The following is a 17,014-nucleotide window of genomic DNA, read 5'->3' on the forward strand; positions in this document are numbered from 1 at the left end:
TGATTATTATCTCCGCCGTGGCTTGACTCCCGGATACTTACACACGTGTAATTAGGTATCGAAAGCCAATGCCCAAAAACCGGCACACAACCGAGTGTCCAAGTGTCAGGCAAGGCTGCAAAATCAGAGAGGGAACGCCAATGGGGCTAGCAGAGCGTATCCATGAAGATGCCGTCGTTGCCGGCCAGGCCACGGCGAAGTACCGTTCGCGCGGAGTGCCAAGTGATTGGTATGTGGATCCAGCCGATCCGGACGCTGCGGACCGCTACAACGAACACACCAAGGATTCCCTGCAGGACCAGGCCACGGCCTTCCTCGCAGCGCACGATGACCTTCTGGCCGGACCGGACCAGGACAACGATCTCCACGACCCGCCGATGGAACTGCAGACACTCCACGCAGGAACCACCGCGCAGCCGGTCTGGATCGGATTGCCCTCCCAGCAGGACTTCGACGACGAAGGCGAGCTCGGATGGCAGACGGATGCGCTGTGTGCGCAGACGGACCCGGAGGCATTCTTCCCTGAGAAGGGCGGCTCCACGCGCGACGCCAAGAAGGTCTGCGGGGCGTGCAATGTGCGTTCGCAGTGCCTCGAATACGCATTGTCCAATGACGAGCGGTTCGGAATCTGGGGTGGCCTCTCCGAGCGCGAGCGGCGCCGGCTTAGGAAGCGAGCGATCTAATTCTTCAGGAAGTACGAGTTACCGCCGTCGTGGTTTCCCACGACGGCGGTGACTTTCTCCCCAGGACCCTCGCGGCGTTGGCGGGCCAGTCCCGACCGGCCGATGCCTTCATCGGCGTAGACACCGGCTCCCGAGACGACTCGGCAGCCCTCCTCGAACTGTCGTTCGGCAAGGCCAACGTCACGGTGTTCGACCAGACCCGGAGCGGCATGGGCGGCGCGGTCATGGCCGGCCTCAACGCCCTGGCGCCCTGCGACGGCCGCCGGGGGGCTGCGCCCGACGGCAGCGGACCGGGATCCGAATGGATCTGGCTGCTGCATGACGACGCCGCCCCCGGCCCCGAGGCCCTTGCCGAACTCCTGCAAGCCGTGGAACGGGCACCGTCGGTGACCGTGGCAGGCTGCAAGCAGCTGGACTGGCATGCCGGACGGCGCCTGATCGACGTCGGGCTCTCCACCAGCCGCTGGGCCGAGCGGTTGACGCTCATCGATGCCGACGAGCTGGACCAGGGGCAATACGACGGACGCAGCGACACCTTCGCGGTGAACTCGGCCGGCATGCTGGTCCGCCGTGACGTCTGGGAAGACCTCAAGGGCTTTGACCCGGCGCTGCCCGGCAGCGGCGACGACGTCGACTTCTGCTGGCGCAACCGGCTCGCCGGGCACCGCGTGGTGGTGGTCCCCAGCGCCAGGATGTTCCACGTTTCCCACCGCCCGCACGCCCTTGGCAACCCGACGGCGGCCCGCAAGGCCCAGGTCCACCTGCGGCTCAAGCATTCCGCTGCGTGGATGGTGCTCCCGCAGGCGCTCGGCGCTTTGCTGGGAAGCCTTTTCAAGCTAGTCCTGAGCATCGCGGTCAAGGATCCGGGGCACGGATTCTCCCAGCTGCTGGCCACGTTGGCCGCGCTGGGCCGTCCCGCCGCCGTCATCCGCGGCCGCCGCAACGCCGCCCGGACCCGGCAGATCCGCCGCTCCGTCATTAAGGGACTGCAGACATCCCGGCGTGAGGTCTGGGCCCACCGGCGCTCCCTGATGGAGGCACTCGGCGCGGACGATGCCGGCGACGGGCCGTCCGCGCAGGACCCGCTGGCAGAACAGCCCAGCGGCGACTCCGCCGATGACTTCGCCGCGCTGACCACTTCCGAGCGCGGCTGGGTGGGCAACGGGGCGCTGCTCGCCGTGCTCGTCACTGCGGGCGTGTCCCTGATCGGACTGCTGAGCGTGTTCCGGGCCGAGGCGGTCTCGGGAGGTGCCCTCCTTCCTGTCTCGCTCCGGCTCGCCGACGTGTGGAACCACGCCTCCGGCTGGTGGATCACCCTGGGCGCGGGGCTTCCGGGCCACGGCGATCCCTTTGGGTACGTCCTGTGGGTCCTGGGCCTGCTCGGCGCCGGCGACGCCAACGGCGCCCTGATCTGGCTGCTGCTGCTCGCGATGCCGCTATCCGCGCTCGGCGCCTGGTTTGCTGCCGGCGCCCTGACCCAGCGGCGCCGGCTCCGGCTGGCGGCCGCCCTGGTCTGGGCCGGTGCGCCGGCACTTCAGGTCGCCCTCAACCAGGGACGGGTAGGCGCCCTGCTGGCCCACGTCATGATGCCCTTGCTGGTGCTTGCCCTGCTGCGCGCGACGGGTTCCGCCGCCGGCCGCGGCATCTTCGCGGTGCCCGCCCCGGGGGAGCGCCGCTTCACGGAGATGCCACCCACCAAGCCGGGCATCAACGGCACCCCGTCCTGGACCGCCGCCGCCGCAGCCGGCCTCGCGCTGGCCGTCGTCACGGCGGCGGCACCGTCCCTGTTGCTGCCCTCGGTCGTTCTGGTGGTGCTGTGCGGACTGCTCCTGCGCCGCCGCGGCCGTACCGTGTGGTGGGCGCTGCTTCCGAGCCTCATGTTGTTCGTGCCGTTCCTGCTTTCCACCCTCGACCGGCCCCGGGCGCTCTTCGCCGACCCGGGACTGCCCCTGGACTTCGAGGCCGCCCCGCTCTGGCAACAGGCCCTCGGCCAGCCGCTGCGCTTCGCGACAGACGGCGGCCTCACCGGGCTCCAGGCCTTCGGTGCCACCGCGGGGTCTCCGGCCGTTCCCTGGGGGCTCCTGCTGGCCCTGCTGATCGGAGTGCCAGCCCTGCTCCTTGCCGTCTGCGCACTCTTCCTGCCGGGCCGGCGGGCACGGGTCGCGCGCAGCTTCTGGGCCGCCGCGGTCCTGATGCTGGCCGGCGGCTGGCTGGCCGGGCACCTCGCCACCGGCGTCAGCGCCGCCGTCCTGGTCACCCCGTTCACCGGGCCCGCCGTGTCCGCCGCCGCATTCGCCGTCCTGGGCGCATCGCTGATCGGTGCCGAGAGCCTGCTGGACTCGGCCGACCGTGCGGCAGCCGCAACGACGGGCCGCAACATCCTGATCCGGTCCGCCGCGGTCACAGCCATGGTGCTGCTGTTCGCCGGTCCGCTCGCCGGACTCACCGTCTGGGCCGCGCAAAACCTCGCGCAGCCCACGGTGCCGGCCGCAGCCACAGCGGACGACGCGTCCTTGTCGGCGGCAGCCGGCTCGCTCGGCGCCCCCCGGCTGGTCCGGCCCACCAAGGCCCGCACCCTCCCGGCGACGGCAATCGACCGCGGCGAGGGACCCGAACAATCCCGCACCCTGCTCATCTCCTCCGGCGAGGACGGGGCGTACGATGCGTCCCTCATGCGCGGTGCCGGCACCACCCTCGACTCGCTCTCCACGGTCGCCGCGGCGCGTCCGGTCCTGGGGGATCCCGGACAGGAGACAGCCCGCGACGACGACGCCGTCGCCGGTTCACTCCGGGGAGTCGTGGCGACGATTGTGGCCGGACAGGGGGTCGATCCGCGCACAGACCTGGAACGCCTCGGCGTCGGCTTCATCGTCCTGCGGGCGACGGACAGCGCGGCCCAGCTGACGGCGAGCCGGATGGACGCCGTCCCCGGGCTCGTGGCCGTCGGCAAGACGGACGTCGGCTGGCTGTGGCGGATCAGTCCCCTGAACCAGCCGGTCATTAAGGCCGCCGATGTTGCACACCGCGTGCGGATTGTCGACGGCGCGGGGGCCACAGTCGGTCTGGTCCCCTCCGGAGCCGTCTCCGCCGATGCGGCGGTCCAGGCCGGCCCCGAAGGCCGGCTCGTGGTGCTGGCCGAACGCGCCGATCCGGGCTGGAGCGCCTGGCTCGACGGCCGGCGCCTGACCGCCACCACCGCAGACTGGGCCCAGGCCTTCACACTGCCCGCCCAGGGCGGGCAACTCAGCATCCGCTACGAATCCCCGTGGGCCCTGTGGGCAGGAATCAGCCAGGCCGTGGTGATCGGCCTGACCGTCCTGCTGGCCATTCCCGTGCCTGCCCGCCGGCCAAACACCGGCCTGTCCCGGGACGAAGGCTCCCTGCGTAAGGAACATCAGCATGCATGAGGATCAGAACGCGCCCGCGACCGAAGGCGCCACCGGCAGCAGCGTCCCGCCGCAGCCGGCTGTCCCGTTGCGGGCGCGCCTCACGGCGTTTTCGCCCGGCGGCAGGGCGGCCGGAATCCTCTCTGCCCTGGTCCTGCTCGCCGCCGGCGGCGGGCTCGTGTCAGCAACGGCGCTGTCTGCCCAGGGCCCGGGCAGCAGCCGTCAGCTTGAGGTGCCGCTGGCTGCCGTTCCGGCCGGCAGCAGCGTCGGCGTCTGTCCGGGGCCGGCCCGGCTGCTCGAAGGCACCCCGGTGGGCACCGATCCGCAGTTCAGCCCGGAATCCGCAACGGCCAAGAGTGTTGTTAACGCCGTCGTGCTCAGCTCCAGTGCTGGCCTCCTGCCAGGCAGCCGGCTCGCCTCGCTGAAGGGCGGCACCCTGGTGGAGCTCGCCAAGGGGGCCACGGCAGCGGGCTCGCCGAGCCCGGCGGCGGCCACCCCCAAGCCGGCCGCGGGCACGCCCGTGCTGCTGGCGGGCGTGGTGTCCCAGAAGGCGGTCGACGCCGTGAGCGTCCTCAGCGCCGAGGCCCTGGCAGACCGCCAGCCGTCAGCCGGCGCCGTCATGAGCTACACGGCCAGCGACGGGGACCTGCGGGGTGCGGCGGCTGCCGCGTGCCAGCAGCCCGCCAACGATCTCTGGCTCGTGGGCGCGAACACCGCGGTGGGCCGGTCGGCCGTCCTCAACCTCAGCAACACGTCCGGCACCGCGGCCACCGTGAGCCTGGACTTCTTCGGTGCCAAGGGCCCGGTCCAGGCCCCGGGCGGCCGCGGCCTCCTCGTCGCGCCGGGCAGCACCCGCTCCATCATCCTGGCCGGGCTTGCCCCCGGGCAGGAACGGCTCAGCGTCCGGATCCGCAGCGCCGGCGGACCGGTGGCGGCCGTCATCCAGCAGAGTGTGCTGCGCGGGCTCACGCCCGGCGGCGTTGATTTCATTGCCCCGGGCACGGCGCCGGCCGCCCGCCAGGTGATCTCCGCCGTCGATATCCAGGACCCCGCCAGCCTCACGGCCCTCACGGCGAGGTCCGGCTTTGCCGATGCCGGACCTGCCCTGCAGATCACCGTGCCCGGTTCCGCCGACGCGGTGGTCGCGATCAAGCTCTACGGCCGCGACGGCCAAAAGGCCCTCCCCGCCGGCGGGGTGGTCACAGCCAAGGCCGGCTCCGTCACGGAGGTCTCGCTGGCAGGCGTTCCCGCCGGTCCCTACACCGTGGCAGCGAGCTCGGACGTATCCTTCGCTGCCGCCGCCCGCGTCACGAGGGGTGTCAAGGCCGAGGACGCTTCCGACCTCGCGTGGTCACCCGCCTCGGCCAGGCTGGGCAGCCAGCATGTCGTCCCCGTTCCCGGCACGGGGGAACGGTTCCTGGTGTTCGGCGTGCCGGAGGGGCGGGCCAAGATCAGCTACACGCCGATAACCGCTGACGGCAAGATCCGCGCCGCTGCGGCCGTTGACATCGCCGGCGGCACTACGGCATCCCTCAAGGTCCCGGCCGACGTCGGGGGCTCGCCGCTCGTCGGCTATCTGGTGTCCGCCGCGGGCGATCCCGCCTATGGCGCCGTCCTGCTGCAGCAGGACGGCACGCAGGACGTTTCGGCGATCGCAGTCGCGCCGGGAGCGGCAGGGCAGGAACAGGTGCCCGTCACGCTGGGGTATTAATCACGGCGGAGCGCCCGGCCCGGCGGCAAGCCGGGCTGCCGGCTAGTAGCGGCGGCGGTAGACCGGGTCCAGGGATTCCGGCGGCACTCCGAGCATCTCGGCCGTGTGCTCCACGACGACGTCGTGCACCAGATCCTGGAGTTCCTCCCGGCTGCCGCAGGCGTGCTCGACAACCCGCCGGTACAGCGTGATGACGGGTCCCTCCTCCGCCGTCGCGGCAGTGTAGGAGCCCATCTGGGCCGGGGCGCCGTCGGCGACGAGCTTCTCCAGGCCCGGCGGTATCTCGTCCACCGCAAAGCGGACGCCGTCCAGCGGTTTGCCCCAGATGTCATGCAGCCGCTGGGCCGAGTCGAGCACGAGGTCATCGAAACGGTCCGAGCGGGTGCGGTACCCGGGCAGCGTCGGCAGCATCAGCTCACCGCGGAGGCCGCGGCCGTGCCTGTTCCTCCGGCGCTGGCGGAAGCTGCGGGGCACGACGGACCCGCTGGAAGCAGAACCGGTGGCATGCCATCCGGCGTCGGGTTCAGCCAACCGGACCGTAAAGCCGGGATTCTGGTGCGATGACTGCATAGCTTGACTCTAAACCCGGCGGATGATTTCCGCGATATGGGCTTCGCGACCCGCCGCCAGCGCGTCGCACGGCAGGCCGTGCCGAGGGGGAGTAGTCTGTGCTCTCGTGGGTGCAATTCGTCTTTGTTCAAGGTCAGCCTGCCGCAATTCGGCGGTGGCCACTTTGACGTACGTGTACGCCGACTCCACCGCCGTCCTCGGGCCGCTGGCAACCTACGCCGAACCGCACTGTTACGACCTCTGCGATCAGCATGCCGGATCGCTGACCGTCCCGCGCGGCTGGGAAGTGCTGCGGCTGGCCATGCCGGCCACCCCCGCCGGACCCGGACCCGATGACCTGCTCGCACTGGCCAACGCCGTCCGTGAGGCGGCCGTGCGTCCGGACGGGGCAGCGCCGGGCAAGGGACATCCCGGCCAAGGCCAGCGCGGCGCCCATTCCGCACTGGAAGCGCCCGCGGCGGCCGACGGCGCGCGCCGGGGGCACCTGCGCATCCTGCGCGAACCGTCCTAGACCGGAACTGGCGGTAGGCTGGGATTTGCATAATCCGTAAGCCGCCGGCGCCCGCTGCGGCGCCCACCAGGGAGCGTTCACCATGCCGAAGATCAGTCCCGAACTGTTGTCTGTCCTGAGATGCCCCGTCACCGGGTCCGCCCTGGTTCAGGAGGGCGAGGAACTCGTGACCGCCACGGCCGGGGGGAACGGCGAGAAGCTGCGCTACACGATCGAGGACGGCATCCCCCTGCTGCTGCCGCCGGAACTGCTCCCAGCCGCCGCCGCGGCCCCCTCTGATCAGCACGACGCCGGCAAGCGGGCCGCCCGGCATAACCCGGCCGGCCACGCCGCCACCTAGGCAGCGCCGACGAAGCGCCGCGGACCAGGCGCCGCGCCGGCCCATCGGGCCGCCCTCCGGCGCCGAACCACTTCCTGTCACCGGCTAACAAGGTGACCAAACGCAGGTCGCCGGCCTCCCCGCCGGCTTCAACAAAGGACTGACATGACATTCGATTACAAGATTGCGGACATTTCCCTGGCCGAGGCCGGCCGCCACCAGATCCGGCTTGCCGAGCATGAAATGCCCGGACTCATGTCCCTGCGCGCGGAATTCGGCGCCAGCCAGCCGTTGAAGGGCGCCCGGATCGCCGGTTCCCTGCATATGACGGTCCAGACCGCCGTCCTGATCGAGACCCTCACCGCGCTCGGTGCCGAGGTCCGCTGGGCCTCCTGCAACATCTTCTCGACCCAGGACGAGGCCGCTGCCGCCGTCGTCGTCGGCACCGGAACGGTCCAGGACCCGCAGGGTGTTCCCGTCTTCGCCTGGAAGGGCGAGACGCTGGAGGAATACTGGTGGACCGCCGAGCAGATCCTGACCTGGCCCGGGGCGGACGCCAATCCGGACCTCGGCCCGAACATGATCCTCGACGACGGCGGCGACGCCACCATGCTGGTCCACAAGGGCGCGGAATTCGAAGCCCTCGGCGCCGTGCCGGCGGCGGGCGACGACGAGTCCGAGGAAGGCCGCGTCTTCCTTGAGGTGCTGCGCGCCTCGCTGCAGGCGGACCCGCGGAAGTGGACCCGGATCGGCTCGCGCCTGCTCGGCGTGACCGAGGAAACCACGACGGGCGTGCACCGCCTCTACCAGCTGGCCGAGCAGGGCAAGCTGCTGTTCCCGGCAATCAACGTCAACGACTCCGTCACCAAGAGCAAGTTCGACAACAAGTACGGCATCCGGCACTCCCTGCCGGATGGCATCAACCGCGCCACCGACGTCCTCATGGGCGGGAAGGTCGCCGTCGTCTGCGGTTACGGCGACGTCGGCAAGGGTGCCGCCGAGGCGTTCCGTGGCCAGGGCTCGCGCGTGATCGTCACCGAAATTGATCCGATCTGCGCGCTGCAGGCAGCCATGGACGGCTACCAGGTCGCGAAGCTGGAATCCGTCCTGGCCGAGGGCCACCTCTTCATCACCACCACGGGCAACAAGGACGTCATCATGGCCGAGCACATGGCCGGGATGCGGGACAAGGCGATCGTGGGCAACATCGGCCACTTCGACAACGAGATCGACATGGCCGGACTGGCCAGGATCCCCGGGATCAGTAAGGTCGAGATCAAGCCCCAGGTGCATGAGTGGGTCCTGGACGCCGGCACCGCGGACGAGCGCTCCATTATTGTCCTCTCCGAGGGCCGCCTGCTGAACCTCGGCAACGCCACCGGACACCCGTCCTTCGTGATGAGCAACTCCTTCGCCAACCAGACGATCGCGCAGATCGAGCTGTTCACGAAGCGGGACCAGCCCGAGGGTGAGCGCGACTACGAAAAGCAGGTCTACGTGCTGCCGAAGATCCTCGACGAGAAGGTCGCCCGGCTGCACCTGGACGCCCTCGGTGTGGAACTGACGGAGCTGTCCAAGGACCAGGCCGCGTACCTGGACCTCGAGGTGGCCGGCCCGTACAAGCCGGAGCACTACCGCTACTAGCGGCTGCGCCGGCAGGCGCCGCGCCTGCTGGCAGCTCGTGGAGGGCCCCGGACTTCGGTCCGGGGCCCTCTTCGTCACCCGATCGTGGCGGAACCGACACCTGGCAGCAGCGGAAATTCACTTATGCTTTCAAGGTAACGTCTGGAAGGACCTGAGTATTGTGAACGCCCCGAGAAGCCGGAGCACCGGCCGTAAGCTCGCCCTGCTCGTGGCGGTCTGCGCCCTGGCCGCGGCCGGCGGAGTCTTTGCGGCCGGTCCCGGCCTGGCCCCCGCATCCTTCGCTTCCGAGGCAGCCTCCCCGGAACGCTCGACGCCGGGACTCGCCTTCCCCGTAGTGGCGCCGGCGCAGCTGGCGGTCCTGCCCGCGGATGAGGCCAAACAGGTCAACCCCGCCGCGCCCGTGAGCCTCAAGGTCACGAACGGCCGCATCGACCGCGTGGCGCTTACCAGCGGTTCCGGTGCTGCCGTGGACGGAACCCTCAGCGCCGATGGCTCCAGCTGGACCGCGAATGCACCGTTGAAGTTCAACACCCGCTACAGCTACACCTTCTCCGTGGTGGACGCCGCGGGCCGCAAGAGCAACACCACCCGGACTTTCTCCACGGTCTCTGCCGCCAACGAGGCCGATGCCGCCATCTACCCGCTGGACGGGATGAAGGTCGGAGTTGCGCAACCGCTGCAGATCACCTTCAGCGAGCCGGTCCTGAACCGGGACGCCGTCGAGAAGGCCATCAAGATCAGCTCCACCTCCGGGCAGGCCGGTGACTTCCACTGGTTCAGCAACACGATGGTCAGGTACCGTCCGGAGAGTTTCTGGACCGCGAACAGCACCATCACGATGGACCTTCAGCTCTTCGGGGTCGACCTCGGCAACGGGCAGATCGGTAACTTCAATAAGAAGGTCACCGTCCGTATCGGCGATAAGAAAGTTGCCGTCGCGGACGCGACGGCCCACACGTTCACTGCCAGCGTCAATGACCAGCAGGCCGGCCAGTGGCCCGCGACGATGGGCGATACCCGCTTCCCCTCGGCCCGTGGGTATCTGGTGTTCATGGAGAAGTACCGCGTGGAGCACATGGATGCCGCCACGATCGGGCTTAAGCCCGGTGACCCGGCCTACTACGGCCAGCTCGACGTCAACTACGCCACGCGGCTGACCCCGAGCGGGGAGTTCATCCACCAGGCCACGGAGTCCGCCATGCCCTTCCTCGGCGAGGCGAACCTCTCCCACGGCTGCATCGGCCTGGGGCCGGACGGCGCGAAATGGGTCTTCGAGAACATGACAAGCGGCGACGTGGTCCAGGTGGTAAACACGGACGGTGACTTCGCCGCTGTGGAGGACGGCTACGGGGACTGGAACATCCCCTGGGCGCAGTACGCGAACTGAGGGGGAGCTCCGCGGACGGTTCCGCGGACGCTGGGAGTGCACAGGCTGTGGGGGGACAGGAAATGGATGAGATGAGGAGAGACCGGGGCGCTGGGAGCCGACGCGGCACGTCCGCGGGCAGCCCGCAGCCCGGCGGCAAGGTCAGCGGAAGTGTCAGCGGGAAGATGCTGGCGGTGCTGGCGCTCTGCGCCGTCGTCGGGGCGGGCGGAATCGGCATCGTGGCGGCGCCCGGCCGCGCCGAGGCCGAATTGCCGTCAGAGGCGGCGGCCCCGATGCGGAACGTCGCCGGCCTCGCGGCCCCGGTGGTCAAGCGGGTCGAACTCGGCGTGACCCCGACCGACGGCGCCCGGGCCGTCAACCCTGCAGCGCTGCCCTCGGTCAAGGCGGTCAACGGCGTGGTGAAGGACGTCGTGCTGGAGCCCCTCCCGGGCGGCGACCGCGTCCCGGGGACCACGGGCCCGGACGGCTCGACCTGGACCGCCGAGGACCCGCTCGAGTTCGACACGAAGTACAGCTACGCCTTCACGATCGTCGATCAGGCCGGACGCGAGACGAGGAAGAAGCAGACCTTCGCCACCGTCGCCAGGGCCAATGAGGCCGACGCCGCGGTGTACCCGCTCAACGGCAGCACCGTCGGCGCCGGCCAGCCCATCGAGATTGTCTTCAGCGAGCCGGTGCTGAACAAGGAAGCCGCGGAAAAGGCCGTCACCGTCACGGCCTCGTCCGGCCAGGCTGTCGCATGGCGCTGGTATTCGGACCGCCGCGTCCGGATCCGGCCCGAGGCGTTCTGGGCTGCCAACAGCGAGATCACCGTGGACCTGAAGCTCTTCGGCGTCGATTTCGGCAACAAGATGATCGGCAACGCCGACTCCAAGGTCTCATTCAAGGTGGGGCCACAGCGCCTCGCCGTTGTGGATGACGTCACCAAGACCATGAACGTGTACGTCGACGGCCGCCTGGTCAGGACCGCGCCGGTCACGCTGGGGGACGCCGACTGGCTCTCGCCCACCGGCTTCGCCGTCATCATGGAGCAGGAACGCCACTCCAAATTCAATGCCGGCAGCATCGGGCTGGAACCCGGAGACAAGGGGTACTACCCGCCCCTGACGGTGGAATACGCCAACCGCCTCACCAGTTCCGGCGTCTACGTCCACCAGGCCCTTGAGTCGGCGTGGGGTGCGGTGGGCAAGTACAACGTCTCGCACGGCTGTGTCGGGTTGCTGCCGGCGGACGCAGCCTGGTTCTTCGACACTATGAAGACCGGCGACCTCGTCCAGACCCTGAACACCGGCGCCGCGGCCGTGGAACCGTTGGAGGGTTTCGGGGACTGGAACATCCCCTGGGGCCAGTACGCCAGGCGCTGAGGGGTCGGCGCCGCGGCTGCGCTGGAAGTCCGGGGCGCCGGCACACCGAAATAGCCGATTGAATCCGCGCCGCCACCGGGGTGGCATCTCGCCCGGCCAGAGGCTCTGGCGGTAGGCTCGGAGGCAGATACATGGCGTTGCCAGGCTCAGGCCGGGCGGCGCGGAAGCCTACGGAAGCGAAGAGCAGTGACTGAGAAGAGTCCCACCCCTCCGAACCGGCAGGATCCGCAGCTGGATCCGGCCGACGACGCCGACGAGCCCGCCTTCGAGTGGATGCAGCCGGCCGCCGCGGGCAAGAGGGCCGACGACGCCTCCGGGGGCACCCCCGGAACGGCCGAAGGCACAGACCCGGAAGAGCCGACGCCGGCCCGCCCGGCACCCGGGTCCGGTTCTCCATCGACGGCTCCCGAGGCCGCCTCGGCCGCAGCCCCCGTCCGCCGCCAGTCGGGTGGCCGGGCGGACCGGCGTGCAGCGGAAACCGCCGGCAGCGACGCGCTTTTCAGCGAGCCGCTGCCCACCTCGGCCCTGCAGATCCGGCCGCCGCAGGAGGACGTGGAGCGTCGGAACGCCGAGCGCGAGCACGCCGCGAACGCCAAACCGGTCGCGCCGCGCGTCATGCAGGTCCTGCTCGCCATGTGCTTCCCCATCATCCTGCTGGTGCTGGCCGTCCGCGCGATCGCCAGCCCGCTGTTCCTCTGGATCGAGTACAACCGCCCGGGTTTCCCCGGCGACGGCTACGGCTTCAGCACGGATGACCGCATGACCTACGGGTCCTACGCCGTGGACTACCTCAGCAACTGGGCCGGCCCGCGCTACCTGGGCGAACTCGTCAACCGCGGCGGGGAGAGGCTCTTCAAGGAAGGCGAAGTCAGCCACATGGCCGACGTCAAGTTCGTCATCCTGACCGCCTTCGGCGCCGGCGCCCTGCTGGTCCTGCTGAGCCTGATCGCCATCATCTACCTGCGGCGCCGCAGCCCGGGGGGAGTGCGCCGCGGACTGTTCGCCGGCTCGATTATTACTTTGGTGATCATTCTCGGGCTGGGAACGCTGGCCGCGCTGGGCTGGGAGCAGTTCTTCACCCAGTTCCACGCAGTATTTTTCGCCAACGGCACCTGGACGTTCTCTCTGCAGGACACACTGATCAGGCTGTTCCCGGGGCAGTTCTGGGTTGACGGCGGCATCGTGATCGCCGGCCTTGTCCTGATTACCGCCGTCGTCACACTGGTCCTCACCTGGCCGACGCGCAAACGCCGCGGCCTGCCGAAGCGGGGAACGGCCGGCAAGGACGCTGCAGCGGATGGAACTTCCGCGGAGGGCTCAGCCGATGCCGCCGCGGTCAAGGGGGCACACTTCAGGCGTCCCCGCGGCCGGAAGGCCGGGACCGGCGACGCCGGGGTCACCGAGAGCCCGGCCGCAGCGGAATCGGAGCCGGCCCCGGAAACTGGCCGCGGGTCCGCGGAGTCCGGCACGGAACCGGGGGACACGCCGGACCGGTCCACGCACGGGCAGTCCAACGCCCGCTAGTCAGGAATGAACAGCAGTGGCCGACACCCTGGTGCCGGCCACTGCTGCTCCCACCATCTGACGGCGCGTCAGCCGTAGATCCGGCTGATGTTCGCCTCATAGTCGCGCACGACGGCGGCGCGCTTGAGCTTCAGCGACGGGGTCAAATGCCCGGATTCCACGGTGAAGTCCGCGGCGAGGATGACGAAACTGCGGATGGACTCGGCCTTGGACACGAGCGCGTTCGCCGCGTCGACGGAGCCTTGGATGGCCGCGCGGACCTGTTCGTTGCCGGTGGCTTCGGCGGGGTCCAGGGCGGGAAGCCCGCGGAGGGCGCACCAGTTCTCCAGGCCTTCAGGATCCAGATTGACCAGGGCCGCGACGAACGGCCTGCCGTCGCCCACCACCACGGCCTGGGCCACGAGCGGGTGTTCGCGGATCTTCTCTTCCAGCGGGGCGGGAGCGACGTTCTTGCCGCCGGCGGTGACCAGCAGGTCCTTCTTCCGCCCCGTGATCGTCAGGAAGCCGTCCGCGTCCAGGGAGCCGAGATCACCGGTGCGGAAGAACCCGTCCACAAACGCCTCGGCATTGGCCGCGGCGTTGGCGTGGTAGCCCTTGAAGACGCCGATGCCCTTGACGAGGATCTCGCCGTCTTCGGCGATGCGCACGGTGGTGCCCGGGATGGGGATGCCAACGGTGCCCACCCTGGTCCGCGTCGGCGTGTTGGCCGTGCACGGCGCTGTGGTCTCGGTGAGCCCGTAGCCCTCAAGGACTGGGATCCCCGCCCCGCGGAAGAAGTGCGCGTCGTTGGAGCTCAGCGGACTCGCCCCGGACAGGGTGTAGCCCAGCCGGCCGCCAAAGACCTGCCGGATCTTCGGGTAGAGCAGCATGTCGAAGAGGGCGTGCCTGGCACGGGACACAGGGCCGGGCCCCGGGCCCCGGCCCCGGGCGGCGTCATCGAGGGCTTTCGAGTACTGAATGGCGGTGACGGCGGCTGCGTCGAACAACCGGATCTTTCCGGCGAGGGCCGCCTTATGCGCGGCGCCCGCGTAGATCTTTTCAAAGATTCGGGGCACGGCGAGCAGGAACGTGGGCTGGAAGCTGCCCAGGTCCGCCAGCAGCTCCCTGGCGTTGGCCGTGTGGCCCAGGGTGGTGCCGGCGCTCAGGCAGATCACCTGGACGGCGCGGGCCAGGACATGCGCCAGCGGCAGGAACATCAGCGTCCGGGACCGGGGCTGCAGCAGGAGCTCGGGCAGGAACAGCACCATGTTCTTCGCGACAAGCGCAAAGTTCCCGTGCGTGATCTGGCAGCCCTTCGGCCGGCCGGTGGTGCCGGAGGTATAGACGAGCGAGGCGACGTCGGCGAGTCCTGCCGCCGCGCGGTGCCGTTCCAGTTCCGCCGCGCCGACTCCGGCGCCGGCGCCGGCAAGGCTGGCAAGGTTCGGCGCGGCGCCGTCGTAATCCATCCGGATCACCGGGAGCATCCGGTCCCCGAGCAGGCCCGAGGTGTCCAGCACGTTCCCGACGAGGTCCGCCTTCGCCTGGTCCTCGACGAAGACGCGGCGGGCACCGGAGTCGTGCAGGATCCACTCGATCTGGCTGGGGGAGGACGTTTCATAGACGGGGACGCTCACGCCGCCGGCAAACCAGATGGCGAAGTCCACCACCGTCCACTCGTAGCGGGTGGCTGACATGACGGCCACGGTCTCACCCGGGCTGATGCCGCCGGCGATCAGTCCCCTGGCCAGTGCCGTGACCTGGTCCAGGAACTGCTGGGCCGTGACGTCGGCCCAGCCCGCGGGGCCCTTGCGGGAGTAGAGCGCATGCACGGGGTCCTTGGCGTGCTGTGCCAGGAGCAGATCCGTCACATTGCTGTCGGGGTTCAGATCCACGAGCAATCCGGTGCTTGCTTCTCTCACGACCGAGCCTCCGTTCCGGTCCGCGCGATGGTGGCGGACGTCACTTGCAATCCTGCCCTAGATCCAGGACGGCATCCACATCCGGAAGCGCCAGTCCTGGTAGGTGATGGTCTCGGCAGTCCAGACCGGGTAGAAGAACGCCGAGACGACGACGGCTGTCACCACGAAGAGCGCCACGAGGTACAGCCCGGAGCGCCGACGCCAGGGCGGGTCCGTCCGCCGCCCCAGCACCAGGCCCAGGCAGTACACGAGGGCCAGGACGAGGAACGGTTCGAAAGAAACGGCATAGAAGAAAAACGTGGTCCGTTCCGGATACAAAAACCACGGCAGGTAGCCGGCGCCCACGGCGGCGAGGATGGCCCCGGCCCGCCAGTCGCGGCGTCCGGCCCACCAGAACAGCAGGATGCCGAGGCACACGGCGGCGCTCCACCAGATCAGCGGGTTGCCGACCGAGAGGATGGCGGTGGTGCAGCTGGCCGTATCGCAGCCGGGACTGCCCTGTTTGGGGGATTCGTAGAAGAAGGACGTGGGCCGGCCCAGGACCAGCCAACTCCAGGCGTTGGCCTCGTAGGGGTGGTCCGCACTGAGGCCCTGGTGGAATTTGTAGGCCTCCAGGTGGTAATGCGCGAGGGACCGGACGGAGTTCGGCAGCCAGCCCCATTCAGCTGAGGGGTTACTCTCGGCCCAGTGCCGGAAGTAGGCGTCCCGCGAGCGGAACCAGCCGGTCCACGTGGCGGCGTAGACCAGGGCGGCCACCGGAACGATGCTCACGAATGCGCCGACGCCGTCCTTGAGGATGCCGCCGCTGATCCAGCCGTGGATCCCGGCGATCCGGCGCGCACTCAGGTCCCAGAAGACCGTCAGGAGCCCGAAGCCGGCCAGGAAGAAGAGCGCCGACCATTTGGTGCCGACGGCCAGGCCCAGGCACGCCCCTGCCGCGATGCGCCACCAGCGGATTCCCAGCCAGGGGCCCGAGGCCAGCTGGAGCAGGGCGGGCCGTCCGTCGGGGGAGACGCCGGCCTGCCGGGCCAGCCGTTCCGCGAGGCGCTGCCGGCCGTCGTCGCGGTCCAACAAGAGGGCGCCGAATGCTGCGAGCACCCAGAAGGACAGGAAAATGTCCAGCAGCGAGGTCCGCGACATCACGAGGTGGTGGCCGTCCACCGCCAGCAGCACCCCGGCCACTGCCCCGAGGGTCACAGACCGGAAGAGCTTTTGCGCGATCAGCGCCAGCAGGAAAATGGACAGCGTGCCGGTCAGTGCTGCGCCGAACCGCCAGCCGAAGGGATTGTCCGGGCCGAAGAGCCCCATGCCGGCGGCGATCATCCACTTGCCCACCGGCGGGTGGACCACATATTCAGGTGAATCCAGCAGCACGCCGGGGTTCCCGGCAATGAAGGAATCGTTGGCCTTGTCCGGCCAGGCCCGCTCGTAGCCGCTGATCAGGTACGAATAGGCGTCCTTGACGTAGTACGTCTCGTCGAAGACGAGGTTGCGCGGGGTGTCCAGCCGGATGAAGCGCAGCAGCCCGCCGAGGACCGCCGTGAGGGTAGGGACGAGCCAGAACCACAGCCGGAGCGACGGCGGGTAGTCCCGCCAGCTCCGGATGCCGCCGATCAGGCGCTGGCTGAGGGCCTCGGCCGTGAAGGCTTCCGCGGGGCGGCTGATCCAGCGGTGCCCCTCGAGGTTGCGTCCGGGACTGGTGCCGTCTGCCGTGGAGGCGGGGGGCACCGCGTCGGTGGGGTGGGCCCCGACAGGCCGCATGGGGGTCTGCGTCACGTTGCCCATGCTACCTTTTGCGGCCGGCTCCGCTGGCGCGCCGGCCAAGGTGTGCGCCGGCTGGTCCCTGGCCCCGTCGTCCGGCGGCGCTCCCGCCGGCAGTAGGCTGGTCGTGTGGACCACGAACCCAGTACTTCCCCGATTCTTCCCGGCTCCGGCACCTTCTCCGAGGCCGGCAACGGTCCGGAGACGGGCCCAGACCTCGAACCGGGAGCCGCTCCCGCGCCGGGCGGACCCGGCC

General features: G+C 69.8%; 12 protein-coding genes. 9 read left to right on the top strand and 3 right to left on the bottom strand.

All coding sequences use genetic code 11. The annotated features are described in order from the left end of the window. The first annotated feature begins 140 nt into the window (after window positions 1–140). The 3 genes from BJG92_RS01260 to BJG92_RS01270 are packed head-to-tail and all read left to right on the top strand — an operon-like array spanning window position 141 to window position 5,780. Window positions 141–683: a WhiB family transcriptional regulator gene (locus BJG92_RS01260; RefSeq protein ID WP_232082204.1), complete on the top strand. Its 543-nt coding sequence runs from the start codon at window positions 141–143 to the stop codon at window positions 681–683. A 29-nt stretch (window positions 684–712) separates the two neighbouring features. Continuing rightward, window positions 713–4,090, top strand: coding sequence for a glycosyltransferase family 2 protein (locus BJG92_RS01265; protein WP_232082205.1), 3,378 nt, complete (start codon window positions 713–715; stop codon window positions 4,088–4,090). After that, the gene (locus BJG92_RS01270) at window positions 4,083–5,780 is read left to right on the top strand and encodes a DUF5719 family protein (protein WP_232082206.1); all 1,698 of its coding nucleotides are present in this window, start codon (window positions 4,083–4,085) and stop codon (window positions 5,778–5,780) included. Before BJG92_RS01265 ends, BJG92_RS01270 begins: the two co-directional genes overlap by 8 nt. 42 nt (window positions 5,781–5,822) lie before the next feature. On the opposite strand, the gene BJG92_RS01275 is transcribed toward BJG92_RS01270, so the two are convergent. Then, complete coding sequence (locus BJG92_RS01275; protein ID WP_232082207.1) at window positions 5,823–6,350, bottom strand: metallopeptidase family protein; 528 nt, start codon at window positions 6,348–6,350, stop codon at window positions 5,823–5,825. A 106-nt stretch (window positions 6,351–6,456) separates the two neighbouring features. Here BJG92_RS01275 and BJG92_RS01280 point away from each other — a divergent pair, with 106 nt between their 5' ends. From BJG92_RS01280 to BJG92_RS01305, 6 genes are all read left to right on the top strand, one after another. Further along, window positions 6,457–6,861, top strand: a complete 405-nt coding sequence (locus BJG92_RS01280) for a DUF3499 domain-containing protein (RefSeq protein ID WP_232082208.1) — start codon at window positions 6,457–6,459, stop codon at window positions 6,859–6,861. 82 nt (window positions 6,862–6,943) lie between these two features. Beyond that, on the top strand, window positions 6,944–7,201 hold the full coding sequence (locus BJG92_RS01285; RefSeq protein WP_232082209.1) for a Trm112 family protein: 258 nt from the start codon (window positions 6,944–6,946) through the stop codon (window positions 7,199–7,201). 144 nt (window positions 7,202–7,345) lie between these two features. Next, window positions 7,346–8,824 carry an adenosylhomocysteinase gene (gene ahcY / locus BJG92_RS01290; protein WP_232082210.1) on the top strand — a complete coding sequence of 493 codons (1,479 nt, stop codon included), beginning with the start codon at window positions 7,346–7,348 and terminating at the stop codon, window positions 8,822–8,824. 151 nt (window positions 8,825–8,975) lie between these two features. Further along, window positions 8,976–10,211 (top strand): Ig-like domain-containing protein, encoded by a 1,236-nt coding sequence (locus BJG92_RS01295; RefSeq protein ID WP_269461622.1) that lies wholly within the window; start codon window positions 8,976–8,978, stop codon window positions 10,209–10,211. A 71-nt stretch (window positions 10,212–10,282) separates the two neighbouring features. Beyond that, the gene (locus BJG92_RS01300) at window positions 10,283–11,575 is read left to right on the top strand and encodes an Ig-like domain-containing protein (protein ID WP_374199749.1); all 1,293 of its coding nucleotides are present in this window, start codon (window positions 10,283–10,285) and stop codon (window positions 11,573–11,575) included. Window positions 11,576–11,761: 186 nt separating this feature from the next. Next, entirely contained in the window at window positions 11,762–13,099 is a 1,338-nt protein-coding gene (locus BJG92_RS01305) for a TIGR01906 family membrane protein (RefSeq protein ID WP_232082212.1), read from the top strand. 68 nt (window positions 13,100–13,167) lie between these two features. Here the strand turns inward: BJG92_RS01305 and BJG92_RS01310 are convergent, their stop codons facing one another. Beyond that, window positions 13,168–14,997 (bottom strand): long-chain fatty acid--CoA ligase, encoded by a 1,830-nt coding sequence (locus BJG92_RS01310; RefSeq protein WP_232082213.1) that lies wholly within the window; start codon window positions 14,995–14,997, stop codon window positions 13,168–13,170. A gap of 57 nt (window positions 14,998–15,054) precedes the next feature. Beyond that, window positions 15,055–16,782: a dolichyl-phosphate-mannose--protein mannosyltransferase gene (locus tag BJG92_RS01315; protein ID WP_232082214.1), complete on the bottom strand. Its 1,728-nt coding sequence runs from the start codon at window positions 16,780–16,782 to the stop codon at window positions 15,055–15,057. Between the last annotated feature and the right edge of the window lie 232 nt (window positions 16,783–17,014).

The sequence above is a fragment of the Arthrobacter sp. SO5 genome, from assembly GCF_020532805.1.
Lineage (GTDB): Bacteria > Actinomycetota > Actinomycetes > Actinomycetales > Micrococcaceae > Arthrobacter.

What these genes read in the sequence shown, in the direction of transcription:
- ahcY (WP_232082210.1), top strand. Translation starts at nt 7,346, where the DNA reads ATGACATTCGATTACAAGATTGCGGACATTTCCCTGGCCGAGGCCGGC.
- BJG92_RS01275 (WP_232082207.1), bottom strand. Translation starts at nt 6,350, where the DNA reads ATGCAGTCATCGCACCAGAATCCCGGCTTTACGGTCCGGTTGGCTGAA.
- BJG92_RS01285 (WP_232082209.1), top strand. Translation starts at nt 6,944, where the DNA reads ATGCCGAAGATCAGTCCCGAACTGTTGTCTGTCCTGAGATGCCCCGTC.
- BJG92_RS01270 (WP_232082206.1), top strand. Translation starts at nt 4,083, where the DNA reads ATGCATGAGGATCAGAACGCGCCCGCGACCGAAGGCGCCACCGGCAGC.
- BJG92_RS01300 (WP_374199749.1), top strand. Translation starts at nt 10,283, where the DNA reads ATGAGGAGAGACCGGGGCGCTGGGAGCCGACGCGGCACGTCCGCGGGC.
- BJG92_RS01260 (WP_232082204.1), top strand. Translation starts at nt 141, where the DNA reads ATGGGGCTAGCAGAGCGTATCCATGAAGATGCCGTCGTTGCCGGCCAG.
- BJG92_RS01315 (WP_232082214.1), bottom strand. Translation starts at nt 16,782, where the DNA reads ATGGGCAACGTGACGCAGACCCCCATGCGGCCTGTCGGGGCCCACCCC.